Origin of the sequence: Desulfolithobacter dissulfuricans (genome assembly GCF_025998535.1) — a bacterium.
GTDB lineage: Bacteria > Desulfobacterota > Desulfobulbia > Desulfobulbales > Desulfobulbaceae > Desulfolithobacter > Desulfolithobacter dissulfuricans.
Genome location: NZ_AP024233.1, coordinates 99,292 through 125,008, shown reverse-complemented (window position 1 = coordinate 125,008; position 25,717 = coordinate 99,292). Strand labels below are relative to the sequence as shown.

At 59.4% G+C, this 25,717-nt stretch carries 22 protein-coding genes and 2 pseudogenes; 8 read left to right on the top strand and 16 right to left on the bottom strand.

All coding sequences use genetic code 11. The features are described 5' to 3' along the window. Nucleotides 1-56: 56 nt before the first annotated feature. From ltrA to GF1_RS00500, 6 genes and pseudogenes are all read right to left on the bottom strand, one after another. Nucleotides 57-1,325 carry a group II intron reverse transcriptase/maturase gene (gene ltrA, locus GF1_RS00525; RefSeq protein ID WP_267926322.1) on the bottom strand — a complete coding sequence of 423 codons (1,269 nt, stop codon included), beginning with the start codon at nucleotides 1,323-1,325 and terminating at the stop codon, nucleotides 57-59. A gap of 797 nt (nucleotides 1,326-2,122) precedes the next feature. Further along, nucleotides 2,123-3,453, bottom strand: a pseudogene (gene glnA, locus GF1_RS00520) (type I glutamate--ammonia ligase). Nucleotides 3,454-3,595: 142 nt separating this feature from the next. Beyond that, nucleotides 3,596-6,187, bottom strand: a complete 2,592-nt coding sequence (gene glnD, locus GF1_RS00515; protein WP_267927676.1) for a [protein-PII] uridylyltransferase — start codon at nucleotides 6,185-6,187, stop codon at nucleotides 3,596-3,598. A gap of 94 nt (nucleotides 6,188-6,281) precedes the next feature. After that, nucleotides 6,282-6,620, bottom strand: a complete 339-nt coding sequence (locus GF1_RS00510) for a P-II family nitrogen regulator (RefSeq protein WP_267927675.1) — start codon at nucleotides 6,618-6,620, stop codon at nucleotides 6,282-6,284. A 354-nt stretch (nucleotides 6,621-6,974) separates the two neighbouring features. After that, nucleotides 6,975-8,120, bottom strand: coding sequence for an ammonium transporter (locus GF1_RS00505; RefSeq protein WP_267927674.1), 1,146 nt, complete (start codon nucleotides 8,118-8,120; stop codon nucleotides 6,975-6,977). A 189-nt stretch (nucleotides 8,121-8,309) separates the two neighbouring features. Then, nucleotides 8,310-9,524 carry an ammonium transporter gene (locus tag GF1_RS00500; protein ID WP_267927673.1) on the bottom strand — a complete coding sequence of 405 codons (1,215 nt, stop codon included), beginning with the start codon at nucleotides 9,522-9,524 and terminating at the stop codon, nucleotides 8,310-8,312. 472 nt (nucleotides 9,525-9,996) lie between these two features. Here GF1_RS00500 and GF1_RS00495 point away from each other — a divergent pair, with 472 nt between their 5' ends. After that, a complete protein-coding gene (locus tag GF1_RS00495; RefSeq protein ID WP_267927671.1) occupies nucleotides 9,997-10,365 on the top strand; it encodes a PilZ domain-containing protein in 369 nt (122 codons plus the stop codon). Here GF1_RS00495 and GF1_RS00490 read toward each other — a convergent pair. Together GF1_RS00490 and GF1_RS00485 are read right to left on the bottom strand one after the other, a co-directional pair. Then, on the bottom strand, nucleotides 10,359-11,798 hold the full coding sequence (locus tag GF1_RS00490) for a mannose-1-phosphate guanylyltransferase/mannose-6-phosphate isomerase (RefSeq protein WP_267927670.1): 1,440 nt from the start codon (nucleotides 11,796-11,798) through the stop codon (nucleotides 10,359-10,361). The genes GF1_RS00495 and GF1_RS00490 overlap by 7 nt on opposite strands. 64 nt (nucleotides 11,799-11,862) lie before the next feature. Further along, nucleotides 11,863-13,236 (bottom strand): phosphohexomutase domain-containing protein, encoded by a 1,374-nt coding sequence (locus GF1_RS00485; protein WP_267927669.1) that lies wholly within the window; start codon nucleotides 13,234-13,236, stop codon nucleotides 11,863-11,865. Between the two features lie 154 nt (nucleotides 13,237-13,390). Here GF1_RS00485 and rfbA point away from each other — a divergent pair, with 154 nt between their 5' ends. After that, nucleotides 13,391-14,284, top strand: a complete 894-nt coding sequence (gene rfbA / locus GF1_RS00480; RefSeq protein WP_267927668.1) for a glucose-1-phosphate thymidylyltransferase RfbA — start codon at nucleotides 13,391-13,393, stop codon at nucleotides 14,282-14,284. Beyond that, nucleotides 14,281-15,159 carry a dTDP-4-dehydrorhamnose reductase gene (gene rfbD, locus GF1_RS00475; protein WP_267927667.1) on the top strand — a complete coding sequence of 293 codons (879 nt, stop codon included), beginning with the start codon at nucleotides 14,281-14,283 and terminating at the stop codon, nucleotides 15,157-15,159. Before rfbA ends, rfbD begins: the two co-directional genes overlap by 4 nt. A gap of 1 nt (nucleotide 15,160) precedes the next feature. On the opposite strand, the gene GF1_RS00470 is transcribed toward rfbD, so the two are convergent. Beyond that, entirely contained in the window at nucleotides 15,161-15,922 is a 762-nt protein-coding gene (locus tag GF1_RS00470; protein WP_267927666.1) for a UPF0280 family protein, read from the bottom strand. A 139-nt stretch (nucleotides 15,923-16,061) separates the two neighbouring features. On the opposite strand from GF1_RS00470, the gene GF1_RS00465 reads away from it, so the two are divergent. The 3 genes and pseudogenes from GF1_RS00465 to GF1_RS00460 all read left to right on the top strand — a co-directional run bounded on the left by GF1_RS00465 (nucleotide 16,062) and on the right by GF1_RS00460 (nucleotide 17,345). Continuing rightward, nucleotides 16,062-16,706, top strand: coding sequence for a TIGR04282 family arsenosugar biosynthesis glycosyltransferase (locus GF1_RS00465; RefSeq protein ID WP_267927665.1), 645 nt, complete (start codon nucleotides 16,062-16,064; stop codon nucleotides 16,704-16,706). Then, a pseudogene (locus GF1_RS16320) lies at nucleotides 16,666-16,830 on the top strand (glycosyltransferase); the annotation flags it as partial. The gene GF1_RS00465 and the pseudogene GF1_RS16320, both read left to right, overlap by 41 nt. Before the next feature lie 116 nt (nucleotides 16,831-16,946). Next, the gene (locus GF1_RS00460) at nucleotides 16,947-17,345 is read left to right on the top strand and encodes a hypothetical protein (protein WP_267927664.1); all 399 of its coding nucleotides are present in this window, start codon (nucleotides 16,947-16,949) and stop codon (nucleotides 17,343-17,345) included. Here GF1_RS00460 and GF1_RS00455 read toward each other — a convergent pair. Further along, nucleotides 17,333-17,902: a CvpA family protein gene (locus tag GF1_RS00455; RefSeq protein ID WP_267927663.1), complete on the bottom strand. Its 570-nt coding sequence runs from the start codon at nucleotides 17,900-17,902 to the stop codon at nucleotides 17,333-17,335. The two genes, GF1_RS00460 and GF1_RS00455, sit on opposite strands and share 13 nt — an antisense overlap. Before the next feature lie 131 nt (nucleotides 17,903-18,033). Here GF1_RS00455 and GF1_RS00450 point away from each other — a divergent pair, with 131 nt between their 5' ends. Together GF1_RS00450 and mutM are read left to right on the top strand one after the other, a co-directional pair. Beyond that, nucleotides 18,034-18,906 carry a 4'-phosphopantetheinyl transferase family protein gene (locus tag GF1_RS00450; protein WP_267927662.1) on the top strand — a complete coding sequence of 291 codons (873 nt, stop codon included), beginning with the start codon at nucleotides 18,034-18,036 and terminating at the stop codon, nucleotides 18,904-18,906. Beyond that, a complete protein-coding gene (gene mutM, locus GF1_RS00445) occupies nucleotides 18,879-19,724 on the top strand; it encodes a bifunctional DNA-formamidopyrimidine glycosylase/DNA-(apurinic or apyrimidinic site) lyase (RefSeq protein WP_267927661.1) in 846 nt (281 codons plus the stop codon). The genes GF1_RS00450 and mutM overlap by 28 nt, the downstream gene beginning before the upstream one ends. Before the next feature lie 149 nt (nucleotides 19,725-19,873). On the opposite strand, the gene GF1_RS00440 is transcribed toward mutM, so the two are convergent. The 6 genes from GF1_RS00440 to GF1_RS00415 all read right to left on the bottom strand — a co-directional run bounded on the left by GF1_RS00440 (nucleotide 19,874) and on the right by GF1_RS00415 (nucleotide 25,712). Continuing rightward, the gene (locus tag GF1_RS00440; protein WP_267927660.1) at nucleotides 19,874-21,082 is read right to left on the bottom strand and encodes a molybdopterin molybdotransferase MoeA; all 1,209 of its coding nucleotides are present in this window, start codon (nucleotides 21,080-21,082) and stop codon (nucleotides 19,874-19,876) included. 139 nt (nucleotides 21,083-21,221) lie between these two features. Beyond that, a complete protein-coding gene (locus GF1_RS00435; RefSeq protein ID WP_267927659.1) occupies nucleotides 21,222-21,890 on the bottom strand; it encodes a methylenetetrahydrofolate reductase C-terminal domain-containing protein in 669 nt (222 codons plus the stop codon). Nucleotides 21,891-22,154: 264 nt separating this feature from the next. Next, nucleotides 22,155-22,565 carry a hydrogenase iron-sulfur subunit gene (locus GF1_RS00430; RefSeq protein WP_267927658.1) on the bottom strand — a complete coding sequence of 137 codons (411 nt, stop codon included), beginning with the start codon at nucleotides 22,563-22,565 and terminating at the stop codon, nucleotides 22,155-22,157. A gap of 18 nt (nucleotides 22,566-22,583) precedes the next feature. Next, nucleotides 22,584-23,144, bottom strand: a complete 561-nt coding sequence (locus GF1_RS00425; protein WP_267927657.1) for a 4Fe-4S dicluster domain-containing protein — start codon at nucleotides 23,142-23,144, stop codon at nucleotides 22,584-22,586. 635 nt (nucleotides 23,145-23,779) lie between these two features. Next, nucleotides 23,780-25,126: a sigma 54-interacting transcriptional regulator gene (locus tag GF1_RS00420; protein WP_267927656.1), complete on the bottom strand. Its 1,347-nt coding sequence runs from the start codon at nucleotides 25,124-25,126 to the stop codon at nucleotides 23,780-23,782. After that, nucleotides 25,119-25,712: a hypothetical protein gene (locus GF1_RS00415; RefSeq protein WP_267927655.1), complete on the bottom strand. Its 594-nt coding sequence runs from the start codon at nucleotides 25,710-25,712 to the stop codon at nucleotides 25,119-25,121. The genes GF1_RS00420 and GF1_RS00415 overlap by 8 nt, the downstream gene beginning before the upstream one ends. Between the last annotated feature and the right edge of the window lie 5 nt (nucleotides 25,713-25,717).

The window sequence follows — 25,717 nt, the reverse complement described above, 5'->3', positions numbered from 1 at the left end:
TCCCTCTCACAGAACCGTACGTACGGGTCTCGTATACGGCTCCTGTTTATTTTCCTTCATATTGAAACAGAGATTCCAGTAGATACAGCACCAAGATCAAAGAGACCCAAGCCCCGGTGTAAATATCCGTTGGGCAGGGCATAATGGCTCAAAGGACTTGCCGCATTGGCCCAGGAGTTCATTTTGATCGCATCAAACTTCCCCCTGTATCCAAGCTGCCTCAGCCTGCGGTGAAGCCGATTGGGCTTCTTCCACAATTTCAGCTGGATGGCTCGCAGTCTTCTCCGAATCCATCTCATCAGCCTTGAAAATTCTCCTGTGCAGTTCGCTATCCGGAAGTAGTTGGCAAATCCCCTCAAGAGCGGATTGAGATCTGCAATCACTTTCTCAAGATTCACCGGGGAATTACGCCGGGTCATTGCCTTGACCTTTGCCTTGAAAGACTTAATCTTGCCTCGCTGGATTTGCGTATACTGAGAGCATACGGATACTCCCAGAAAGTTTACGCCCCGACTGCTGTGGCAGATATGGGTCTTTTCACGGTTGACAGTCAGCAGCAATTCTCCTTCAAGATAGTGCCGTGCCTGCTCAAGAGCATTCTCGGCCGCTTTCTTTGATTGGCACAGAATCAGGATATCGTCCGCATAGCGGACTATTCGGTGGCCACGATTCTTCATGAATTGATCAAAAGAATCGAGATACACATTGGCTATCAGAGGGCTGATCACGCCGCCCTGTGGACTGCCGATCTCGCTAGCCGTAAATCCCGAATCCGTCATTACACCGCTCTTCAGAAACTTCTCCAGGAGACCGAGGATACTCCCGTCCCTGATCCGGCGACGAAAGGCGCTGAGGATGAGATCATGGTCCAAGGTGTCAAAGCATTTGGACAGATCCATATCAACTACCCACTTTCGATCGTAGTCACGGATAAACATCGTCGCCTTGGATATCGCCTGATGACAACTGCGGCCTGGGCGATAGCCATAGCTCGACGGGTGGAAATCCCGATCGAATATCGGCAGGAGAATGTCGAGCAGTGCCTGCTGCACTACACGGTCACGGACTGCTGGAATACCGAGCAACCGAACTCCTCCGGTTGGCTTGGGTATCTCTACCCGGCGCACGGCCAGTGGCTGGTAACTCTTTTCCCACAGTTCCTTCAGGAGACAGTCGATGTTGGCTTCGGCTGATGCGGCAAAGTCCTTGATGGACTGGCCGTCTATTCCGGCAGCTCCCTTCGCAGACCTCACCTTCCCAAACGCCTTGTGCAGAGCGTCCCTGCTCAGCATCCGGTCATACAGACTGTACCAAACGTCAACCATGCTCCTGTCCTGCGTCCCCATCCCTCCACTTCTGCCTGGAATCCCCGGGTCTTCACCCAAATGAGAGCGCCTTCTATCCCAATGGGCAATGTACGCTCAACTGTTCAGGTTACTCCGATGAACGGCCAAAATCAGCAGACGGCCTCTCACAGCATACCGCCGAAAATGTGCCCCGCCCCGTCGGGCAGCTTGTGTTCTGACTCCAGACCTCCATGATCTTCAGGGAACCTTCAAATAAACTTCATCCCTTCGCAACTGATACCGCTTTTGGCAAATACCAGCCCCTGTCAAACAACGCTGACAGGTCATCCCGGTTTTATCCTCCACGCTGTTACCAGGCTTCTCCGGCCGGGATTTCATCACTACTACGGAATCATCTGCCACCTCCCACCGCTTCGGTAGGCCTTGGATCTCTCCTTGAACCTTCCTTAACTCTCGTACTGCAAGTACGCTAGGAGGCTTCCCCGGTTAAGGCGAACTCCCGGTGAGCAATCCCATCCTCAATCACGCCAAAGGTCTGACCAGGTATCGGGCTTCACGCTATTGTGCACGCTTACCCACCTATGACGCCGAATCAGGTTCACTTACGCTATGTACCGCTCACTTCCTATCGCTTCCTTCAGACCCTGCCGTTGCCAGCAACGCCCTTGCGATTCGGATTGTCTTCCCCCTGGTCGGGGTGACGCCTGCGTTCCGCAGGCTGGGTTTGCCCGCCATGCCGGGCAAACACAAAAGGCCGCTGCCCATTCCCGGGCAGCGGCCTTTCAATTCTTTAATTCCGGAAAATCGGAAAAATTTTAGTATCGGGCGATGTAATTGTTGATCTCCCAGTCGGTCACAGCGGTACGGTAGCAGTCCCACTCTTTTTCCTTGCCTTCGATGTACTTGGTGAAGATATGCTCTCCAAGGGCATCCTTGGCAATGGGGTTTGCCTTCATGGCCTCGATGGCCTCGTGCAGGTTGGCGGGCAGGCTGTCGATACCGGCGGCTTCCTTCTCGGCCGGGGTCATGGAGAAGATGTCCTGGTCAACAGAGGGCGGGGCCTCGAGCTTGTTGACCACACCGTCCAGGCCGGATTTGAGCATGATGGCCAGAGCCAGGTAGGGGTTGCAGGTCGGATCCGGGCAGCGAACCTCGGTCCGGGTGGCCAGGCCGCGGGCAGCCGGAATCCGGATCAGGGCGGAGCGGTTGGAAGCGGACCAGGCAATGTAGACCGGGGCTTCGTAGCCGGGCACCAGGCGCTTGTAGGAGTTGACCAGCGGGTTGGTTACCGCAACAAAGCCCTTGGCGTTCTTGGCAATACCGGCGATGTAGTGGTAGGCGGTTTCGCTGAGCTGCAGGGGCCGTTCTCGTCAAAGAAGGCGTTGGTGCCGTCCAGGTTGAAGAGCGACTGGTTGGTGTGCATGCCGGAACCGTTAATGCCGAAAACAGGCTTGGGCATGAAGGTGGCATGCAGGCCGTACTTGGCGGCGATGGAGCGGACAACCCACTTAAAGGTCACGGTGTTGTCGGCCGCTGCCAGGGCATCGGCATACTTGAAGTTGATCTCATGCTGACCTTCGGCAACCTCGTGATGGGACGCCTCGATCTCAAAACCCATGGCCTCCAGGGTGTGGATGATCTCCCGGCGGCAGTCGATGCCACAGTCGTCGGGATCCACGTCAAAGTAGCCGGCCACGTCATGGGTGTTGGTGGTGGGACGACCGGCCTCATCCTTTTCAAACAGGAAGAACTCGCACTCGGTACCGACGTTCATGGTGTAGCCGAGTTCCTTGGCCTCAGCCAGGACACGCTTGAGGTTATTGCGGGGGCAACCTTCGAAAGGAGTGGTTCCGTCAGATTTGTAAATATCGCAGATAATCCGGGCCGCGTTGGTCCCGTCCTGGTTCCTCCAGGGAAGGACGGTAAAGGTGTCATAATCCGGCTTCAGGTACATGTCAGACTCGTTGATGCGGACAAAGCCGTCAATGGAAGAGCCGTCGAACATCATGTCGCCGTCAAGGGCTTTTTCGATCTGGCTGCGCGGAATCGCGATATTCTTCGTAAAGCCGAAGATATCCACGAACTGCAGCCGGAAGAAATGCACGTTCTCCTCTTCAATGATTTTCATTATTTCATCGCGTGTCATGTTTCATCTCCTTTCAATTATTGGATGATTGCCTTAAACCGGTTGACCCGGCGTTTTCCCCTATACCACTGAACCTGCGCGGTGCCATGCGGCCCGGCAGCTGTCCAGGATATACCATTTTCTCGCTGAAACTGCATCAAAATCATGCGTTTTTACCATCCTCGGCAATGATGTGCAAAAGCGTGCTGCGCACCTTGTCCACCATCTCTTCGTCGGTCAGCTTGTCGCCGCTGCGAAGGGTAACGTAAAAGATATCGATGAGCTGTTCCACCTCGGTGGCGATCCGGGCCCGATGAATATCGAGGCCGAAATCGGCCAGGGTCTGGGCGAGCCGGTACAGGGTGCCCGGCCGGTCGCCGCCGTAGACCTCGATAACGGTGAAGCGCCTGGAGGTCTCGTTATCAACCACCACTTCCTGCACCAGCTGCTGAACCTTGCGCCGGGGCCGCATCCCCACCACCCCGTGCAACCGCTTATGAAGCTGGTAGGTGACATCCAGCCGGTGATTCACAGCCAGATTGACATCGCGCTCCAGGGCCTCCCAGTCCTGCTCTTCGAAATCCGACTGGGCCACCGGCACCACATCGAGCACATCCACCACCGTGGTGTCGGGCCAGGTGAAGATCTGGGCCGCCAGCACCGAGAGGTTGTGCAGGGCCAGCACCCCGCAGAGCTTTGCCAGCAGTCCGGGCCGGTCCTTGCTCATGATCAGCAGAGACCAGCTCCCAGGCCTGGCCTCGGGAAAGATCAGCACCTTCTGCTGCAGCACCGTGGCCTGATCCCGGTGCAGGCGCAGGTGACGGACCACCATCTCGGGGGTAAAACTGGTCAGGTAGTCGGCCGGGAGACCGGCCACATCCATCCGCAGCTCTTCACCCGGTTCAAGGAGAGAGTGCACCTGCTCGCGCAACCAGTTGACGCCCTGCTCCTCGGAGCCGTCATCCACCTCGTCCCCGTTTCCGCAGCCGGCCTCGAGGCAGGTCTTGACCTTGAGAAACATGTCGGCCAGCAGGGTCGCCTTCCAGCTCGACCAGGCCGATGGTCCTGTGGCCCGGGAATCGGCAATGGTGAGCAGGTAGAGCATGGTCAGCCGATCCACATCGCCGATCAGGCCGGCGGCCTGCTCGATGAAGGCCTGGTCTTCCAGATCGCGGCGCATGGCGTTTTCCGGCAGGTAGAGATGGTAGCGGATCAGAAAAGAAAGACAGGCCCGCTCCTCTGCCGGGAGTCCGAGCCTACGGCCGATATCCTCTACCAGCTCGGCCCCGAGCACGCTGTGATCCACTCCCTGTCCCTTGCCGATATCGTGCAGGAGCGCGGCGAGATAGACCAGGTGCGGGGAGGCCAGGGAGAGGAACAGGTCCGAATCCTCCTCCTGCTTGAGCCGGGTTAGTTCGGACACAGCCTGCAGCTGGTGCCGATCCACGGTATAGATATGGTAGAGATCATGCTGGGCCAGGGATTCCACCCGGGCGAACTCCGGGATGTAGGCCGTCAGCAGACCGGTCTCCAGCATGGTTTCCAGAACCGGCATGGGGTCGGGCCCCATGAGAAGATCGAGGAAGATCCCGGCCACCCGCCTGGAACTCCGGAACCGGTCATCCACCAGGCCGAGGTGCGCACTGACCAGCTGCCGGGTCCGGTGGTGGAGCGGCATACCGGTCCGCCCGGCCTGGAGGAAAAGCCGCATCAGGAGATAGGGCCGCTGGACCAGTTCATCGGGGCGCGCCAGCCGGATGGTCCCGGCCCGGAGCACGACGGCCTTTTCCAGATTTTTTTCATCCCGCCCGGTACCGGTGATCCCCAGCACTTCATGCACATGCTCGAAGAAATAATCCGTGGTCACGGCAATGGTCTGCAGATGACCATACACCTGGCGCATGAACTGCTCCACCCCGAGCAGCCCCTCCTGGTCATGATAGCCAAAAGCAGTGGCGATCTCTTCCTGGTACTCAAAGATCAGCTGGTCGTTCTTGCGCCGGCTCACGTAATGGAGCCGGTTACGAATCCGGGCCAGCATGTCCCAGGACTCCTGGAAGGCACGGCATTCCTCGGCCTGGAGCATGCCGGACTCTTCAATGGCCCTGAGATCGGGCAGCCCAAAGACCGCCTTGGCCACCCAGAGCATGGCCTGGATATCGCGCATACCACCCTTGCCTTCCTTGATATGCGGCTCCAGCAGGTAGGCGTGGCTCCCATATTTCTCCCGCCGCTGCTCCCGGAAATGGTCCATGGTCTGGACAAAACGGTTGCGCTTGCCGTCGAGCAGCTTGGCCCGATAGCGTTTCCACAGTTTGTCAAAGAGCTCTTCCGACCCGGCCAGGAAACGGGCATCCAGGAGGGAGACCTGAAAGATGAAATCCTCCCGGGCGAAGTTGACCGCCCCCTTGACCGAACGGACCGAATGGCCCACATCGAAATTGGCATCCCAAAGGGGATAGAGGATGGATTCGGCCACATCCTGCATGTACCGGCCGGCCTTCCAGTCGTGCAGGAGCAAAAGATCGATGTCTGAAAACGGATACAGCTCCCGGCGGCCGTAGCCACCGAGAGCTATAAGGGCGATATTGCCGCGGGCCCTGGCCACGGCCTCGGAAGCCTGGAACTGGTCGATGATGAACTGGTCGACCAGGGTCGTGTGCCGGCTCAGGAGCTCGTGCCCGGAAAGTCCCAGGCGCCACAGCTCTTCCAGGGCCTCCCGCTGGACCCGCAGATTTTTCTGTTGTCCACTCACCTTGCGGTCCCGCAGGACCCATGCCCCGCAGTGTGTCGAAGACAGACAGCGTCAGACCCTGCCGGAGCAGCAAAACAGACCGGATATGCCAACATCAGATGGCCTCGTGGTCGGTCTCTCCGGTCCGCACCCGGACCACCTTTTCCACCGGCAGGACGAAGATCTTGCCGTCGCCGATCTTGCCGGTCCTGGCGGCCTCGATGATGGTCTCGATCACCTTGTCCACCTGGTCAGTGTCGGTGATAATTTCAATCTTTATTTTAGGCAAAAAATCAACGACATACTCCGCTCCTCGGTAAATCTCCGTATGTCCCTTCTGACGGCCGTATCCCTTGACCTCGGAGATGGTCATTCCCTTGATGCCGATTCCATTCAGGGCCTCTTTCACGTCATCAAGCTTGAACGGCTTGATAATGGCCTCGATCTTTTTCATAGATACCCTCTTTCGGTTTATCCGAAACTCACCCCGGGGCCTGGTGTTGCCTGGGTGAGTTTCATGGTTTGTTGTGGCAGGGGCCGGACCCTTGCGGATCCATGCCCCATGGCTCTCCAGACATTCTCCCAAATCCGTGACGGACGGCGAGCGACCAGGGACAATGTTTTTTGTAATTGCCACTGAAATTCATCCTTCGATGGATGAAGGTGTCGGCCTCCCTTGTTTCACGGGTGTCTGTGGCCTGGATGGCCACAGTCAAGCCCCCAGGGACGGGTTTATGGCGTCCCGTGAAACAAGGGAGGCCGACACCGGTTTCAATGCTGAAGATTGATGGTAATCAGAATGTTTTTTTTAATTGTACGCTGTTTCCGAATGCTCGGCATAATCCAGGCCCTGGACCTCGGATTCCTCGCTGACCCTGAGCCCCATGGTGGCGTGAATCACCTTGACCAGGACATAGCTGACCACAAAGGCGTAGACCCCGACCACGACCACACCGATAAACTGGCTGACCAGCTGGGAGGTGGCACCGGCGATCAGGCCGTCCACGCCGCCCGGGTTCACCGCCCTGGAGGCAAAGACCCCCAGCAGCAGGGTGCCGACCGCGCCGCCCACGCCGTGGATACCGACCACGTCGAGACTGTCGTCATAGCCGAGCCGCGTCTTGGCGCTGACCGCCAGGTAGCAGACCAGGCCGGCAATGGCCCCGGATGCTGCTCCCAGGGTAGTCGGTTTGCCAAGCTTTATCCATTCCATAATGGTCCACATGGCCATACCCGCCATGCCGGCCAGATGGGTGGCCACAAAGGCCGTGGCGGCCACGTTGTCCGCCGCCAGGGCCGAACCGCCGTTGAAGCCGAACCAGCCAAACCAGAGCAACCCGGTACCCAGCATGGTCATGGGCAGGTTGTGGGGCATGAAATTTTCCTTACCATACCCCCGACGCGGACCGATGACCAGAATCGCTGCCAGGGCCGCCGCCCCACAGGTTACATGAACCACCAGGCCGCCGGCAAAGTCCAGAACTCCCATCTTGCCGAGCCAGCCGCCAGACCCCCAGATCCAGTGACAGACCGGATTGTAGACCAGGATGGCCCACAGGAGGCTGAAGACCACGAACGGGGCGAAACGGACCCGTTCGGCGAAGGCACCGGTGATGAGCGCCGGAGTGATCACCGCGAACATGCACTGGTAAATCATGAACACGATCTGCGGGATCGTGGTGGCATAGGTGTCACTGGGCGCCGTTGTCACCCCCTTGAGGGCAAACCAGGACAGATCGCCGATGAAACCGCCGATATCCGGACCAAAGGACATGGTGTAGCCGATATAGACCCATTCAAACGAAATGATCGAAATCATGATCAGGCTCTGCATGATGGTGCCGAGCACGTTGTTGCTCCGTACCATCCCGGCATAGAAAAGGGCCAGACCCGGGGTCATCAACAATACCAGTCCAGCTGCCGCCAGGATAAAGGCGGTATCCGCTGCATTCATAACTGCTCCCTCCTGTGGTTACATTTATCTTAATATTTACAAAAATGTAAAATTTAAGACATTATTGTAACGAAGAGAGCAAAATTATCAAGGAACAATTCACCTCCATCCAGACAAGACGCGGCTGGACGGCAGGCCAGGCCGCCGGCCCGAAGAACTGATTTCGGACCGGCGGGTCGTTTTCAGTGATCAGAAAGTATAGCCGACCTCTTTGTGATCGCTCACGTCCAGACCCTGGACCTCGTCTTCCTGATCTGCCCGCAGTCCTATCATCAGGTCAATGACCTTGAGAATGATGTAGGTCAGGACAACCGAGTACCCGATAGCGGCCGCAGCACCAATGGCCTGGATGACCAGCTGATTGGCATTACCGTACAGCAGACCGTTGGCTCCATCGGGATTCCAGGCCGTGGAGGCAAAGATACCGGTGGCCAGCGCACCCCAGAGGCCGCCAACACCGTGGACGCCGACCACGTCCAGGGCATCGTCATAACCAAGCCGCGACTTGGCCAGGACAGCCAGGTAACACAGCGCCCCGGCGACCAGACCGATCAGAATGGCGGACATGGGCCCGACAAAACCGGCCCCCGGAGTAATGGCGACCAGGCCGGCCACTGCACCGGACGCAGCGCCCAGAGTAGTGGGTTTTCCCTGGATTTTCCATTCGGCCAGGACCCAGGACACGGCGCCAGCGCCGGTGGCCACCTGGGTGGTGAACAGGGCCAGAACGGCTATGGGCCCGGCGGAGAGGGCAGATCCGGCATTGAAGCCGAACCAGCCAAACCAGAGTACTCCGGCACCCAGAATGGTCATGGGCAGGTTATGCGGATGCATGGCTTCCCGCCCCCAGCCCTTGCGCTTGCCGATAACAATGGCTGCCACCAGCGCTGCGGCGCCGGAATTGATATGAATAACCGTGCCGCCGGCAAAATCCAGCGCCCCCATCTCACCGAGCCAGCCACCGCCCCAGACCCAGTGACAGACCGGAAAATAGACCAGGGTCGACCAGAGAATAGTGAACAGAACAAAGGCGGTGAATTTCATCCGCTCGGCATAGGCGCCGGTGATCAGTGCCGGCGTGATAATCGCGAACATCAGCTGAAAGGCGACAAAGAGCAGATCCGGAATGGTATCGGAATAGGGGCCGATACCCGTCCCCACACCCTTGAGACCGAGATACTTGAGGCCGCCGACAAAGCCGCCGATATCCGGACCAAAGGAGAGGGTGTAGCCATAGAGCACCCAGATAATGGAAATAATACCCAGACAGAAAAAACTCTGCATGGTCGTGGACAACACGTTCTTCGACCTGACCAGCCCCCCGTAAAAAAGTGCCAGGCCGGGAGTCATGAGCATGACCATGGCGGTTGCCACCAGCATGAAGGCGGTATCACCGGAATTCATAAGACACTCTCCTCATTTTTTTCTTTTGCTTGTTTTTTGGTTATGCACTGCTCCCCCTCTGATCTTTTTCAGAGACAGTACAAAGTACAGTTCAAACCACCTGCGCCAGACCCTCCACAGCCTGACACAGGAAACCAGTTACGGAGAGGTTATCAAATGGTATGCCAGACCCGAACAAAAATCATAATATATTGATTTTAATACTTTTACCGCCCAAATAAGGTGGCGCTCGCCGCCAACACATCTTCACAATAATGTCAATTCTGTCAAAAAAAATTACAAACATGTGAAAATATGGCGAGCCGCCCGGACCCCCGGACCTGTTCAGGGAAGCACGGTTTGACAAGAAAGATGGAACAATGTAGACTTTTCAAGTCCGGGAAAATATACTGGCAGCGAGGGCGAATGCCCCAATACCCGGACGGCAGAGAACAGCGGCGGTCGAAACTATAACCACCTGAACAGAGATTCCATGACTGAAGAACGAAGGCGCGAGATTCGACCGGAGTCCCTGAACCTCCTGGACTACCTTGTGGTGGACAAGGAGGGGAAACAGGGCGAATACTCCATGGGCAGGACCATCAATGTCAGTGAAGGTGGGGTGCTCATCGAGACCCACCTGCCCCTGGCCCTGGGCCAACAGGTCATGCTGACCATGGGCCTCAAAGATGAGCTGGTGGACGTGATGGGCCGGGTTGTCCATACCAAGACCGTGGCCGAACGGCACCAGAGCGGCATCGAGTTCTTCCACGTGGCCCAGTACGACAAAAAGGCCATTTCACACTACGTCAAGGCCTTCCACAAGCTCTATCCAGAGACCCGGAACCAGCCCCTCTACTGAGCATCCTGCCGGGAAGCGCCGGCTGTTTCCTCCTGCCGGCCATACACGTCATCAAAGCGGACGATATCATCCTCACCCAGGTAGCTGCCGATCTGGACCTCAATGAGTTCCAGGGGAATCACGCCGGGATTTTCCAGCCGGTGGCGGCAGCCGGCCGGAATATAGGTGGACTGATTTTCAAACAGGAGAATCTCTTCGTCCCCCACGGTCACCCGGGCCGTACCCGCCACCACCACCCAGTGCTCATGCCGATGATGGTGCATCTGCAGGGAGAGCTTGGCCCCGGGATTGACGGATATCCGCTTGATCTGGAACCGACCGGCCAGCTCCAGGCTGGTATAGCTGCCCCACGGCCGGTACACGGTCCGGTGGAAGCGGAATTCATCCCGGCCCTCCTTTTTCAGCCGCTCGACGATCTTCTTCACATCCTGGGAGCGCTCCAGCGGCGCCACCAGCACCGCATCCGCGGTCTCGAGGATCATGGTGTCGCGCAGCCCCAGAGCCGCCACCAGGGTATCCTCGGCCCGGATAAGGCAGTTCTCCACATCCTCGGCCACAACATCACCGTGGAGGACATTGCCCCGGTCATCCTTGTCCGAGACCTCGTACAGGGTCTGCCAGGAGCCGATATCACTCCAGCCCATATCGGCCTCCACCATGGCGGCCCGGTCGGTTTTCTCCATCAGGGCGTAATCGATGGAGTCGGACGGGCACCGGGCCATCTGCTCGGACGCGAACCGGAAGAAGACCCCATCGCTCGTTCCCCGGGCCACGGCCTCCTTCATGGATTCCACGATCTGTGGCGCATACCGCTCCATCTCCTGGACAAGCGTTTCAATGGTAAAGGCAAACATTCCTGAGTTCCAGAAGTAGCGACCGCTGGCCACATACTCTTTCGCTGTCTCCAGATCCGGTTTCTCGACAAACTTTTCCACCCGGCTCCCCTGCCCCCGGGCGATGTAGCCATAGCCGGTCTCCGGCCGTTCGGGGACGATGCCAAAGGTGGTCAGGTAGCCGTCCCGGGCCAGGACTTCCGCCCGGGTCACTGCCTTGACAAAGGCCTCGGGCCGGGTCACCAGGTGATCGGCGGGCAATACCAGGAGAACCGCATCATCACCCACATGTTGCCGGCCATACAGGGCCGCGCCACAGACGGCCGGAGCCGTATTGCGGCCCGCCGACTCGAGAAGAAGATGATAACGGGGAAAGGTCCCCAATTCCTCCACCTGGTTCTTCACCAGAAACCGGTGCTCTTCGCCGACCACGATAACAGGTGGCAAAACCCCGGGCAGCAGGGCCACCCGCTCAAGGGTCGCCTGGAGGAGCGAAAGATCATCCAGCAGCCGGATGACCTGCTTGGGATAGAGCTCGCGGGACAGAGGCCAGAGCCGGGTACCGGTGCCACCGGCAAGAATCACGGGTTGTATGGACATGCAGGACTCCTTTACATCATTGTTAAGACAGGACCGGCGAGGACGATTCCTTGCGGGCCGCTTATCAGGAGCGGATCAGGGCCAGGAGCTCGTCGGTCTTTTCCCTGAGCAGGGCCCGGTCACCCCGGGTTTCCACGTTGAGCCGCAGCACCGGCTCGGTATTGGACTTGCGGAGATTGAAACGATAGCGGGGATAACTCACGCTGAGCCCGTCGGTGTAGTCCTTCTCGCCATCACCGTAGCGCTCCTCCACCCGGGCAATCACCGCGTCCGGATCCGAAACCCGGGAGTTTATCTCCCCACTGACCGGGTATCTCTCCATCCGCGCATCCACCATGTCGGCCAGCGGCGTCCCGCTGCGGCCCATGAGCTGGGCCACCAAGAGCCAGGGGATCATCCCGGAATCACAGTAGCCAAAATCACGGAAATAATGGTGGGCCGACATCTCGCCCCCGTAGACCGCATCGAGCTCACGCATCCGCTCCTTTATGAAGGCGTGACCGGTCTTGGTCATCACCGGGAAGCCGCCGGCCTCGGTCACCATCTCGATGGTGTTCCAGACCAGCCGCGGATCATGGAGAATGGTGGCCCCGGGATGCCTGGCCAGCATGGCCACGGCCAGGAGCCCCACCATATAGTATCCCTCGATGAACCGGCCGGTATGGTCGTAGAAGAAACAGCGGTCAAAATCGCCGTCCCAGGCGATTCCCAGGTCCGCGCCGTGTTCCCGCACGGCCCGGGCCGTAGCCTCGCGCTTTTCCGGCAGCAGGGGGTTGGGCACGCCATTGGGGAAAGTTCCGTCCGGCTCCCAGTACAGCCGGACAAACTCGAACGGCAGTTTTTCCGCCAGCAGGTCCACCACCGGTCCGGCACAGCCGTTGCCCGGGTTGACCAACAGCTTGAGCGGCGGCAGGGCCGAGACATCCACATAGGAAAGCAGGTGGTCGATATAGGCGGACTTGTCCTCGGCCCGGATACAGGTCCCGGGCCGACCGGAAAAATGGGCCTGCATGTCGGCGAACCAGGACTCGGAGGCTGCTTTTTCGGCCACCGCATCCAGGCCCGAGTCCCGGGAGACGGGCCGGGCGCCGCGCTGGACCAGTTTCATGCCGTTATAATCGGCCGGATTATGGCTGGCCGTGACCATGATGCCGCCGTCGATCCCTTCCTTTTCTCCGGCAAACACGGTAAAGTAGACCTCTTCCGTGCCGCAGAGCCCGATATCGACCACATCGATGCCTTGGGAAGTCAGGACCTCCACCAGGGCCTGCGCCAGCTCGGGGCTGGAGAGCCGCATGTCACGGCCGACAACCACCCTGCGCATACCGAACTGGTCAGCAAAGGCCAGACCGATCCGGCGGACAATATCACTGTTGAGCTCGTCGGGAAGCCGACCACGGACGTCATAGGCGGTAAAACAGCTAAGGGGAGCAGCCATAGGAAACCTCTGTTGCTATCGAATGGATTTTGATGTATGAAGAATCATCACGTCTTATGGTATATTATTCCAAGGATTTGGTCCAGTTAGAAGCATCAATTCATCAAAATCCCTGGCGCAGTAGTCAAAGGGGGCATTCAAGGAATCTCGATCAATGAAGGGTATCGTTCTTGCCGGCGGCTCCGGCACCCGCCTCTATCCCCTGACCCGGGTCATCAGCAAGCAGCTTATCCCGGTCTACGACAAGCCGATGATCTACTACCCCCTTTCCGTGCTCATGCTGGCCGGTATCCGGGATATCCTGATCATCTCCACGCCCTATGACCTGCCCCGGTTCTCCGAACTCTTCGGTAACGGCCACGACCTGGGGCTCAACATCTCCTATGCCGAGCAGCCACGGCCCGAAGGGCTGGCCCAGGCCTTTGTCATCGGTCGCGATTTCATCGGTAACGATTCGGTCTGCCTGGTCCTGGGGGACAATATCTTTTTCGGCCACGGGTTTGCCGACATTGTCAAGCGGTGCAGCCAGCTCACCGACGGCGGCATCATCTTCGGCTACCTGGTCAAGGATCCCCAGCGCTACGGCGTGGTCGAGTTTGACCGGAACAACAGGGTGATCGGCATCGAAGAAAAACCGGCCCATCCCAAGTCACGCTATGCAGTCCCGGGGCTCTATTTTTACGATAACGAGGTGGTCGACATTGCCGCCTCCATCAAACCATCGGCCCGGGGCGAACTGGAGATAACCGATGTCAACAACACCTATCTGCAACGAGGCAAGCTGAAGGTGGAACTGCTGGGGCGGGGTTTCTGCTGGCTCGACACCGGCACCCACGACTCCCTCCAGCAGGCAGCCAGCTATGTCCAGGCAGTCCAGGAACGCCAGGGACTCAAGATCGCCTGCCTGGAAGAGATCGCCTACCGGCTGGGTTATATCGACCGGGAACAGGTGGAGCGACTGGCGACAAAAATGCTGAAGAACCAGTATGGCCAGTACCTCATGCAGCTGCTCCAGGATACCATTCCCGATGGACGGGCCGAACAGTGAAGATCCTGATCACCGGTGGAGGCGGCCAGCTCGGCCAGGACTGCCAGGCCGTTCTTTCTGAAAAACATAGCGTCGACGCTCTGACCTCCGCCCGGCTGGACATCACCGATCCGGACCAGGTGACGGAGGTAGTCCAGGCCCTGGCCCCGGGTTTGATAATCAACTGCGCCGCCTACACCCGGGTGGACCAGGCCGAGGAAGACAGGGAGCGATGCATGGCGGTCAATGGTTCCGGGCCGGCCCACCTGGCCCGGGCCGCCAGGAGGCAGGGAGCCCGACTCATCCATATCTCCACCGATTATGTCTTTGACGGCAGAAAACCGGTCCCCCAGGCCTGGGTGGAAGGAGATCCCACCGAGCCGCTGTCAACCTACGGCCGGAGCAAGCTGGCCGGCGAACAGGCCATTGCCCGGGAGATGGATAACTTTCTCATCCTGCGCACGGCCTGGCTCTACGGCATGGGCGGGCCGAATTTCCTCAAGACCATGCTGCGGCTGGCCCTGGCCGACCCCGGGCGCACCCTGCGGGTCGTGGACGACCAGTATGGCTCGCTCACCTGGACCTGGCGCCTGGCCAGGCAGATCGAGGCCCTGCTGCCAACGGACATGACGGGCATTGTCCATGCCACGGCCGAGGGCTTTTCCACCTGGTTTGCCGGTGCGGATCACTTCCTGCGCGCCATGGAGATCCCGTACCGACTCGAACCCTGCACCACGGCCGACTACCCCACTCCGGCCCCCCGCCCGACCAACTCGATCCTTGAGAACAAACGGCTGAGTGAGGCGGGCATCAACCGCATGGCCTCCTGGGAGGAGGACGTGACCCTCTTTGCCCGCTGCCACCGGGAAGCATTGCTGGCCGAGGCCGGCTGCTGACTCAGGGTTTCACCAATTCAATATCGCCCCAGGCGCCAAGCTGCTCACCGACGATAACGAGCACCCCTGAGATCCCCTTGATCCCGCGGGCAACCTCCAGGGCCCGCTCCACCGGCCTTCGACCCGTGGCCTCGTTACCAAGGCGTGTGGCCGCGGCATCGGCCAGGGCAGTGGACGGGGCGGTCACCACCACCGCGTCCGCCTGCCCAAGACTGAGCGAGTGGCCGATGGCCCCGGAGGAACAGCAGACCCCAAGCGGCATCCGCTGCGCTGCTATCCGTAGCCCCACCCGTCCGCTTAAGGGGGATTCGCCGGCATAGACCGAAACCACACTTGCCACCTGCCGGGCCAGGAAGATGTCACCACCGTTCTCCACGATCACCTCGGCGACATCGTCCCTTGCCAGCAGCCCACGGCCCACGGCCTCGGCTACCACCCCGGCTACGGCCGCCATAGGCCCGACCCCGGCCTGCCGGCCTGCCAACAGCATCTCCCGGATCAGCGGTGGTGCCTGCGGATCATCGGGCAGCGGGATCAGGGATTCAAGAAAGAGGGGGTGATCAGCAATGTAGTGTTCAAGCTGTCGCCGGGTTTCGGTAACCAGTAGCAGGGCCGGGTCCTCCACAGGGCAACTGGCCAGGATATGGAGATCGGTCTCCACCATGCGGACAAAGGTGGAGACCAGTCCGCTGCCCGCCACCCTCCGGTACACCCGTTCCCGGTAGGCGTCCGGTGTCTTTTTCCGGCGTAGTCCACGTTTCATTCTCTTGGTTACCTTGAAAAATGAGAATTTTCGTTCCAGGTCGAGGATCGGAGGAGCCTCTTTTCATTCCGGCATCATCTCGGCTGTCCGGGCAGGTCTTTTCATTGGCTTTTTGGCGGGAGTATTTTACCATGGCACCATGGATACCCTCCACGCAGAACAGCTCATTATCTTTACCAGATATCCCCGGCCGGGTGAAGTCAAGACCCGGTTGATCCCTGCCCTGGGCCCGGAAGGGGCGACAGACCTGCACAGAACGCTCACCGAACGGATGATGACCAGCGGCCGAATACTTGCCAGCCTCCGTCCGGTTGATCTGCATATCTTTTATACCGGCGCCGACATATCGCTGATGCAGCAGTGGCTGGGTAGTGAGGCGACCTACCATGTCCAGGAGGGAGCAACCCTGGGCGAGCGCATGGCCCATGCCCTGGAAACCATGATCGAAGCCGGGGGCAGTCGGATCCTCCTGGTCGGATCCGACTGCCCGTTTCTCGACCCCGACCTGCTGGCCACCGCTCTGGACAGGCTCCGCCACAAGGATGCCGTGCTCGGTCCGGCGGTGGATGGCGGCTACTATCTCATCGGTATTCACAGGGGGGTAAAGGTCCATGCGCTGCGACACCTGTTTGAAAATATTCCCTGGGGCAGCTCCCGGGTCTTCGCCCGGACCATGGAGCGGATCCGGGAAGCCGGCCTGAGCTGCTCTCTTCTTCCTCGACACCGTGATATCGACCGACCCGATGACCTTGCCCATCTCCATCATCATCCCGGTGTACAATGAAGCCGGAACCATCGCCACCACCCTGGAACAACTGATCCCACACCCGGGAGAAGAAATCCTGGTGGTGGATGGCGGCAGCACGGACCAGACCCGGGACATCGCCGCTTCCTTTCCGGTTCAACTGCTCAGCTCCCCATCCGGGCGCGGGGTTCAGCAGCACCTGGGCGCCCTTGCCGCGCGGGGGGGATACTGCTCTTCCTCCATGCCGACACACTGCTGCCCGGCAACTGGACCACCCATGTGCTCGAGATCCTGGCCAGGCCCCGGACCGCGGCCGGGGCCTTCCGGATCGGAATCGGCTCTCCGGAAAAGGGCTTTCGGCTCATCGAGTTCGGGGCCAATCTCCGTTCACATCTGCTGCAGAAACCCTACGGTGACCAGGCCCTGTTCATGCTGCGGGAAACCTATTTTCAGGCCGGAGGCTTTCCGGACTGGCCGCTCATGGAAGACGTTGCCCTGGTCCGGCAACTGCGAAAGATCGGCCGGATCCGGCTTGCCCGGGCCAGGGTCACCACCTCGGCCCGCCGCTGGGAACGGCTGGGACTTGTGCGGACCACACTCCGCAACCAGCTTATCCAGGCGGCCAGCCTCCTGGGAGTCTCACCCGGGCGACTGGCCAGGTGGTATTACTCCTCCTGATACTGGTCGCGGTGCTCGGGAACAGGTTCCGCCTTGATGGCCGGCTCTTTGGGTAGAAAAAGCGCCCGGACCTGGGGATCGTTAAGCAGGCCATAGAGGATATTGGCTCCCCGGGCCAGGTAGGGTGAGGTGAGGGATTTGCGGAGCAGCTCGTTTGAGCCGGAAAGGCTGGAGGCCAGGATCATGTACATGAGCGAAACAACCACCATACCCTTGACCCCGCCAAGCAGGAGGCCGAGAAAGCGATCGAACCAGCCGAGCAGGGAAATTTCCATGACCCGGCGCAACACCTTGCCACCGAGGATAAAGAGCATGGCCATGACCAGAAAAAGCAGACTGAAGCTGACCAGGAAAATCAGCTTGGGATTATCCATCACCCGGCTCACATAGGGTTCGATCTCGCTGGTATACCTGCCGGCAACCCAGTAACTGCCTACCAGGGCCAGAAAGGCGGCCAGCTGACGCATGAAGCCGATCCAGCCCCCGCGGATGAGGAAAAAGAAAAAAATCAGCCCGACAATGACGTCAAATGAGGTGATATTGCCAAGAAAATCCATAAAAAACTCTCAGAAAGAGAAAATGGTGGAGGCGCAGCCACAAAGTTCCGGTATTATAGCCTGAAAAACCGCTGGAAGCATAGGGTAAAATAACCGACAACCTCCCATCCCGCTGCCACGGTACCAAAGCGATGAAAAAACAAAACAAGCCCACCGTCGACGTGACCGGAAAAGAAGCCATATACCACCACCCAGAGCCAGGATCCAGCCGGGAGTTTCCGCCCTTCCCTGCCTCCCTGTCCCTTTCTGCACCGTGGATTTCCCTGCAGGAGAGCCCTGTCCGCCACTGCATCACCCTGGCACCCCAGGACACCCTGTACCAAAACCACCCGCCGGAAGAGGTGCTGGACAGGCGGGAGCTGACGCGCTTCCACGACTTCTCCAGGGAAAAACGACGCCGGGAATGGCTGGCCGGCCGGATCGTTGCCAAGCTGGCGGCCCTCACACTGCTCGGCCGGAACAGGGAACGACTGCAGTCACTGGCCATAGGCATGGAACCCGGGGGGCGTCCTTTTCCTGAGAGACAGGAAAGCAAGACAAACCAGCCGCTGTTCCTCTCCATCACCCACTCCGGACGCCACGCGGGCGGGATGGCGGCACACGTGCCCTGTGGCCTGGACCTCCAGGAGATCAGCGCCAGACTCACTGGCGTCCAGGATCGGTTCACCAGCCCGGGAGAAAAAAAAATACTGGCCCGGATGATAGACGCCCCGGAGCAGAAACTGCTGACCATGATCTGGACGGCCAAGGAGGCCATCAAGAAATGCTTCCTCCATGACCGGTCGGCCATTTTCGGTGATACCAGCCTCATTGCGGCCCGGGCCGGAAAAGAGGATCTTCTCCTTGTCTTCCGAATCCTGGATCTTGCCCCGGCAGCCGAGGTCATGCTATATGACCTGGAACCCTATATCCTGGCCGTCACCTTGGACAGCCATCTGACCGGACAGACCACCCTTGCACAACGATTACATGATCCATGCCAGAACTTCCTGAAGTTGAAGTGACCCGCCGTGGCCTGCTGCCTCACCTGCCGGACCGACGAGTCGTCCGGGTCCGCTGGGGCGACAAACCGCTCCGTTTTCCCATCCCTGGAGAACTGCTGGAACGTGAGATCAGCGGCCAGCGTATCGAGACCATTGACCGGCGGGCAAAATACCTGCTCCTGCGGATGAGCAACAAGGCCGTGCTGGTCATCCACCTCGGGATGACCGGACGACTGGGCCTCTTTCCAGCCGCCTCCCCCCGCGAGCGCCACGACCATCTCCGTCTCCTGCTCGACAACGACCTGGAGCTGCGGCTCAATGACAGCCGCCGGTTCGGCAGCGTGGAGGTCTGGCCGGGGAAACATGCCAGGGAGATGGAAGATGATTTTTCCAGCTCGCGGGGTCTGGAACCACTGGAGCGGGGCTTCACCGGCGAAGCCCTGGCCCACCTGGCCACGGGGAGGCGACAGCCGGTAAAGAATTTTTTAATGGACAGCCGACGCGTAGCTGGAATCGGCAATATCTACGCCAATGAGATTCTTTTTGCCGCCAGAATACACCCGGCCACTCCGGTCAACCTTCTTGACCCGGAGCAATGGGAACAGATCGCCGGCGCCACTCCTGAGATCCTGCGGGCAGCCATCAGGGCCGGCGGCAGTACCATTTCCGATTTCCTGGGCTCCAGTGGCAAGCCGGGTTATTTCCAGCTCCAGCTCAGCGTATATGACCGGGCGGGAGACCCCTGCCCACACTGCCGGTCGCCCATTGAAAAGACAGCGCTTGGCGGGAGGGCCACCTGGTTCTGTCCTTCCTGCCAGGGGATGAAGCCTCAGGGATAACCTGTAGAAAAGACATTGTCTTTTGGGCGGATGAAGATCGTGGGGTGGGTGCTGAAGACCTGGCATGGTGGTAGTGGACAGATGGAGCGATGGTCTCCTATGGAGGGATCACATAACCCGGCAGGTTACGTTGGTCGATGGTGCTGGGGTCAGGCCAGGGGACCGACCAGGTGCAGGGACACGGTATCGCCTGCCCGGTAGGTCTTTTTGCGGCCGGAAAAGAGCAGAATAGCGTTGACCCGGTCCTGAAATCCGGCCTGGCGGACCACAAGCCGGCCATCCTGGAGAGTGGCAACCGCGCCTTTCATGTTCATGACACCCTGTCCGCGCAGACAGAGCGACTCGCTCAGCCAGGCCCGAACCCGAAGGGGCAGCGGGCGGGAGAACCCCTGCAGGCTTCGCAATGCTGGCGCGACCAGCTCGTGATAGAGCAGCCGGACCGCCGGAGGCGGACCGGGCAGGGCAAAACAGCGTACCCGGCCCAGGAGACCAAAGAGGGTCGCCTTGCCAGGCCGAACCCGAAGGCTGTTATAGAGCACCTGGCCGCCAAGCTCCTGGAAAACCTGTTCGATGAGATCAAACTTTCCCGGCCCCATACCACCGGTCGTCACCAGAACGTCGGGCTCCTGTTGCAGGATACCCCGGATGGCAGAACCAATGGCCCCGGCCTCGTCCGGTACCGGATCCGCCACCTCGCAACCGGTGCCGTCTGCTTCCAGCAGTCCGGAGAGCAGGACGGAATTGCCCGATATCTTCTGCCCGGGCAGGATTTCGCCGCCCGGCTTGACCAGTTCACTGCCTGTACACAGCAGCCAGACCCGCGGCCGCCGGTAGACCGGGACCTCGTGATAGCCGTTTTCCGCCAGGAGCAGGGAGTGATCCGGCTGCAACCTGGTGCCTCTGGAAACGAGCACCCGGCCGCGTCCCATGACACTGCCTTTTTTGCGGATAAAGGTCTGTTGCCGCCTGAGGGCGCTGGCGGGTATCACCACCCGCTCTCCCTCTTCATGGCAGTCTTCAAAGGGTACAACCCGTTCGCAGCGGCGCGGAACCATACCGCCGGTCATGATCCGCATAACACAGCCCGGGGCCAGGGCGCCGCTTTCCAGGGTACCGGCGGCAATCTCCCCGGTCAGGCGAAAAGTGACAGCGCGGTCCCGCAGCTCTGCCGCACTCACGCCGGGCACGGCAAAACCGTCCCGGGTGGACTGGGAATAGGAGGGTTTGGGGCGGGTACTTTTAAGTGATGCGGCCAGAACGCGGCCATATCCGTACTGAAGCGGAAGCGTGGTGGAGGAGAGCGGCGCGCAATGGGCCAGGACGAGGCGCTGCGCATCTCGAAGCGATAACTCAGTCATTTCGAAATGCGCAGGTCATGATTTCTTTCAGATGGTGTGCAAAAAAGGCGCCCGGAGGCCGACGGGAAGAGAGACGACCCGGAAACCGACAAAAAAGGGGCTCAGGCGCCGCAGCATGGCCAGACCGTGTTTTAAACTCTCAGACGGTCAGATCTTCCCGGACCTGTTTTCTGGGCCCACCATGGCCGGCCGTGGACCAGTCACGGATAGGCGCGGAATCAACCAGCTCCTTCTGCCGGTCAAGCCGTCCCATGCGGTCATAGATCATCTGCCAGACACAGTCCACTTCCGGATGGATCTCGCAATGGCCATCGACGGAACCGCCACAGGGACCGTTCATCAGGCTCTTGGCACAACGGGCCACCGGACAGAGACCACCGGTGAGGTGCAGGACACAGTCTCCGCAGCCGGCACACTGCTCGCTCCAGATCCCCTGCTCGGCGGAACCACCGAAAAAAGTGGTGTTGAGGGCAGGAAAGACATTGTCCTCCGGACGCAGGTTGGCGATAAAGTTGACCCCGACCCCGCAGGCCGTGGAGACAATGGCATCGTACTGCCCCTTCCAGGCATCGATGGTGTCCACATACTCCCGGTCACACTGGCGGACCAGCGAGCCCACGATCACCTCGGCGTCCCGACCGTTTTTCTTCATGCCAAGACGGATAAGAGAGGCCAGGATTTCCGCTTCCCGTTCGCCACCGGCCGAGCAAACCGTAACACAGCCCCGGCAGGCCAGAACCAGAATCTTCGTACAATCCTTCACCATGTCCAGTATTTCAGAAAGCGGTTTCCGCTCGGCTACAATCATGAATAGCTCCTGTGGTTCGTCACTCTGTTGCACCCGGCCGGGTCAGGCTGGCCGGCGCATATATCATTTATCAGGGATCTCAATACTGTTGTGTTTATCCAAAAATCACCACAACCTTAAGTAATTGCAGGGTGATTTTCATAGCTGGTTGTGGCTGGACAGTGCCGAAATCCGGAGTCTCCCTTCGGTCGCTTACCCGGAGTCTCCCTTCGGTCGCTTACCCGGAGTCTCCCTTCGGTCGCTTACCTGGTCCAGCCATGCTGGTTACTTGAATGGGCTGGGGCCAAACCCCTGGATGCGCTCGTTCATCTCCCGGGCCGCATCGATGAATTCGGGGTGCAGGCCACGGGGCAGATGGTACATCTCCACCCGGCCCGGCTCCACGTCGAGCTCCTTGAGGGCATCCCGGACAGCGGCCACCCTCTTGGCCGCCCGCTGCGAGCCTTTCACGTTATGGCAGCCATCCACCGGACAGCCTACCACATAAACGCCATCGGCACCCTCTTCAAAGGCCTTGAGCAGGGTAACCACCTCAAGCTTGCCGGTGCAGGTCACCCGGGTCAGGCGGACATTTTCTGGAAAACCCAGCTCGGCGAGCTCCTTTCCCTCATGCACACAGCCCTGCTGCGAGGTGTAATGACAGCTGAAAACACGAATATCTGGTGTAAAACTCATTTCTCGTTCCTCGTCGTATCAGGCGCCGCAGGCAGCGATCAGCTTTTCGTCTTCAGACTCATTGAGCACGATGGCCTGGGCGGGACATTCGGCCACACAGATGCCGCACGCCCGGCAGGCTTCCACATCGATGGTGGCAAAGCCGCCCTCGTCAATTTTCGGAATATCCCAGGGGCAGACCCGGACACAGGTCAGACAGGAGACACAGAGATCGCGCTGTACCTGGGCAGCCTTGCCCTTTTCCACCAGCTGCTGCGGAGTGACAAAACCCTTTTTCAGGGCCAGTCGGGAGAGCGCGCCCATGATATCGGCAAAGCTGACATCCTGGGGACAGACAAAGACACAGCTGCGGCAGCTGGAACAGTACCAGAGCATATCCGATCCCAGGAGCCGCTCTTCCATGCCCATGCGGACCATGTGGATTATCTTGCGGGGATCAAATTCCGGAATGGCCTGGCTGACAGGACAGGCGCCGCTGCAGGCACCACAGGAAAAACAACTGTTGAGATGCGATCCGCCGGGCTCGGCAACAACTTCTGCGCTGAAGGCCGGGTTCATCTCCATGGCTTTTTTTGACATACGAACTCCACAATCCAAAGTTACATCATGTGCACGACGCTCAGGCATACAGCTGTACACCGGCAGACTGCCTGCAATCCATTGATGACAAGAAAGGGGGAAAGATGGCCGATACGGTCTGGAACAGCGTACGACGATGGCCAATACTCGGCCCGAACCAGGCGAATCACCCGGATTCAGGTTCGAGAAAGATTACTGTATACAGCACCATCTGTCAATTATTTCGACGGAATTAATCATGGGAACCGTTGGGATGCGGCCTGATTCCATGTGTCCAGGCCAAGCCGCACCGCTCCGACGCTGTGGCTAATTCAAGCCGAGGAGCAGCGTATTGATGATCGAGACCAGAGCCTGCCGACTCTCCAGGCTGGCCGAGCCAGCTGCGGCCAGATCAGGGATATCCACCGGACAGGGCGAAGAGAGGATCTCTCCGGAGCCTGCTCCCGGAGCCTCCCGGCAAAAAGCAAGTCGCGTTTTTGCGACAACGTCATGCGGCCCTGCTGCGTCCGTTGCCTGCTGAAGAACGAAATGAAGTCGCGTTTTTGCGACAGAGGCTGGGAAGCAGGCCCGTAGGCCAGATCCGGCCGGAGGAAGACGGCCGCTGGTCAGCCCGCGCCGTTGGCAGACCGTGCGGCTCAGGACTTGAACAGGGACGGCACAATATGGTGCCGGTTAAGGAGTTTGTAGAAATCGGTCCGGTTGCGGCGGGCAATACGGGCAGCCTGGGAGACATTGCCCCGGGTGGTCTGCAGGAGCTGCACCAGGTACTGTTGCTCGAACCGCCGGCGGGCCTCGGCCAGGGGAAGAATCTTTTTCTGATGTTGCTTGATGGCGTCATGGAGCAGGTCTTCGGAAATGAGCGGCGAGGTGGCCAGGGCCACGGCATGCTCGATAACATTGTAGAGCTGGCGCACATTGCCGGGCCAGGCCGCGTCCAGCAGGGTCTGCATGGCATCCGGGGTGAACCCCTTGACCTTCTTCTCACCGTTTTTGGAGAGCTGGTCGATAAAGTATTCGGCCAGCACGGGAATATCCTCCTTGCGCTCGTGCAGGGGGGGCAGCTCCAGGCCAACCACGTTGAGGCGGTAGAACAGGTCCTCCCGGAACTGTTTTTTCTCGATGGCCTCTTCCAGGTTCCGGTGGGTGGCGGAGATGATGCGCACGTCCACCGGTACGGGCTGGGTGGAGCCCACCGGCCGTACCTGGCGCTCCTGCAGGACCCGCAGCAGCTTGACCTGCAGGTGCAGCGGCATATCGCCGATTTCATCGAGGAACAGCGTCCCCTTGTCGGCAGAGAGAAACAGCCCGGCATAGCTTTTGGTGGCGCCGGTGAACGACCCCTTGACATGGCCGAAAAGCTCGGATTCAAGCAGGGATTCGGGAATGGCCGTGCAGTTCACCGGGATAAAAGGGCCATCTTTGCGGGAGCTTGCCCGGTGAATGGCAATGGCCAGCAACTCCTTGCCAGTACCGCTCTCGCCCCGGATCAGGACTGTGGCATCGGTCTCTGCCACCAGCCTTGCCCGGGAGAGAAGCTCCTCCATGACCGCGCTCTTGCCGATGATGCCCGAGCGCCACTCTTCCTCATCCTCCTCGGACCCGCCTCCGCCGGCCGAAAGCCGGATGGCCCGGGCTGCCTCCTCGATCAGATCCTTGCCGTCAATGGGCTTGGTGAGAAAGGAGAACACGCCCTGCCTGGTAGCCTCGACGGCCTCGGGGATGGAACCGTGGGCGGTGATGATAATGACCGGGACGCTGCGATTGCGTTCGCGTACCGCCTCATACAGGGCCAGCCCGTCGATTCCCGGCATCCGCAGATCGGTTATTACCAGGTGCGGATTAATGATCGGCATCTTGGCCAGCGCCTCTTCACCGCTGAGCGCGGTTTCCACCTGAAAACCATGGCTCTCCAGCCTGAGCTTCCAGAGACTGAGCAGATCGGCCTCGTCATCCACCAGTAAAATTGTGTGCCCGTCAGTCATAACTACCTGTCCCCACAGCGGAATGTTCCCTACTCTTTATGATGTTCTCGATGTTTTTCAGCTGTTCGATCTGCTGCTGCAACTCGTGGATCCGTACCTCGCGCTGCTGCAGCTCATTGGTCAACTCGTCAATTTTCTGCTCCAGGGCCTTTTTTTCTTCCTCGAGCTTTTTCCTGCCGGTCCAGCGCTGGATCTTGGCCTGATCGAGGCGAGCCGCTAAAGCCAGCAACCCTTTCAGGTCAGCGCGGTTTTCCGGATGGGACTCGATATAGCGTTGCAGAAGCGTGAACCCCAGCCGGAACTGTTTATAACTGGCCTTTGGATTAAGGCTCAAACAGATCAGACGGAGCTTGTCCCGGTCGGGCCGCTGATCGATACCGGCAGCCAGCGTCTTGAAATAGCGATTGAACTCACTCCTTTTAATACCCTGCAATTCCTCCATGCAGGCGAGGATGTAACTGGCATCGGTGGACTGAAACACCACCGCCGGCACCGATTTTCCGGCAGAACCGTTCCCCTGTGTCCCCAGTTCGGCACAACCGACAAGAAAAAAGGCCAGCAGCAGACAGGTACACGTTAATTTCATAGGTT

Bases quoted from the DNA above. Each gene is read 5' to 3' on its own strand.
- GF1_RS00450 (WP_267927662.1), top strand. From the start codon at position 18,034: ATGAAAAAACAAAACAAGCCCACCGTCGACGTGACCGGAAAAGAAGCC.
- GF1_RS00435 (WP_267927659.1), bottom strand. From the start codon at position 21,890: ATGATTGTAGCCGAGCGGAAACCGCTTTCTGAAATACTGGACATGGTG.
- GF1_RS00425 (WP_267927657.1), bottom strand. From the start codon at position 23,144: ATGTCAAAAAAAGCCATGGAGATGAACCCGGCCTTCAGCGCAGAAGTT.
- mutM (WP_267927661.1), top strand. From the start codon at position 18,879: ATGCCAGAACTTCCTGAAGTTGAAGTGACCCGCCGTGGCCTGCTGCCT.
- GF1_RS00420 (WP_267927656.1), bottom strand. From the start codon at position 25,126: ATGACTGACGGGCACACAATTTTACTGGTGGATGACGAGGCCGATCTG.
- GF1_RS00485 (WP_267927669.1), bottom strand. From the start codon at position 13,236: ATGGCTGCTCCCCTTAGCTGTTTTACCGCCTATGACGTCCGTGGTCGG.
- GF1_RS00415 (WP_267927655.1), bottom strand. From the start codon at position 25,712: ATGAAATTAACGTGTACCTGTCTGCTGCTGGCCTTTTTTCTTGTCGGT.
- GF1_RS00490 (WP_267927670.1), bottom strand. From the start codon at position 11,798: ATGTCCATACAACCCGTGATTCTTGCCGGTGGCACCGGTACCCGGCTC.
- GF1_RS00455 (WP_267927663.1), bottom strand. From the start codon at position 17,902: ATGGATTTTCTTGGCAATATCACCTCATTTGACGTCATTGTCGGGCTG.
- ltrA (WP_267926322.1), bottom strand. From the start codon at position 1,325: ATGGTTGACGTTTGGTACAGTCTGTATGACCGGATGCTGAGCAGGGAC.
- GF1_RS00465 (WP_267927665.1), top strand. From the start codon at position 16,062: ATGGATACCCTCCACGCAGAACAGCTCATTATCTTTACCAGATATCCC.
- rfbA (WP_267927668.1), top strand. From the start codon at position 13,391: ATGAAGGGTATCGTTCTTGCCGGCGGCTCCGGCACCCGCCTCTATCCC.
- GF1_RS00495 (WP_267927671.1), top strand. From the start codon at position 9,997: ATGACTGAAGAACGAAGGCGCGAGATTCGACCGGAGTCCCTGAACCTC.
- GF1_RS00505 (WP_267927674.1), bottom strand. From the start codon at position 8,120: ATGAATGCAGCGGATACCGCCTTTATCCTGGCGGCAGCTGGACTGGTA.
- GF1_RS00510 (WP_267927675.1), bottom strand. From the start codon at position 6,620: ATGAAAAAGATCGAGGCCATTATCAAGCCGTTCAAGCTTGATGACGTG.
- GF1_RS00430 (WP_267927658.1), bottom strand. From the start codon at position 22,565: ATGAGTTTTACACCAGATATTCGTGTTTTCAGCTGTCATTACACCTCG.
- GF1_RS00470 (WP_267927666.1), bottom strand. From the start codon at position 15,922: ATGAAACGTGGACTACGCCGGAAAAAGACACCGGACGCCTACCGGGAA.
- GF1_RS00500 (WP_267927673.1), bottom strand. From the start codon at position 9,524: ATGAATTCCGGTGATACCGCCTTCATGCTGGTGGCAACCGCCATGGTC.
- GF1_RS00440 (WP_267927660.1), bottom strand. From the start codon at position 21,082: ATGACTGAGTTATCGCTTCGAGATGCGCAGCGCCTCGTCCTGGCCCAT.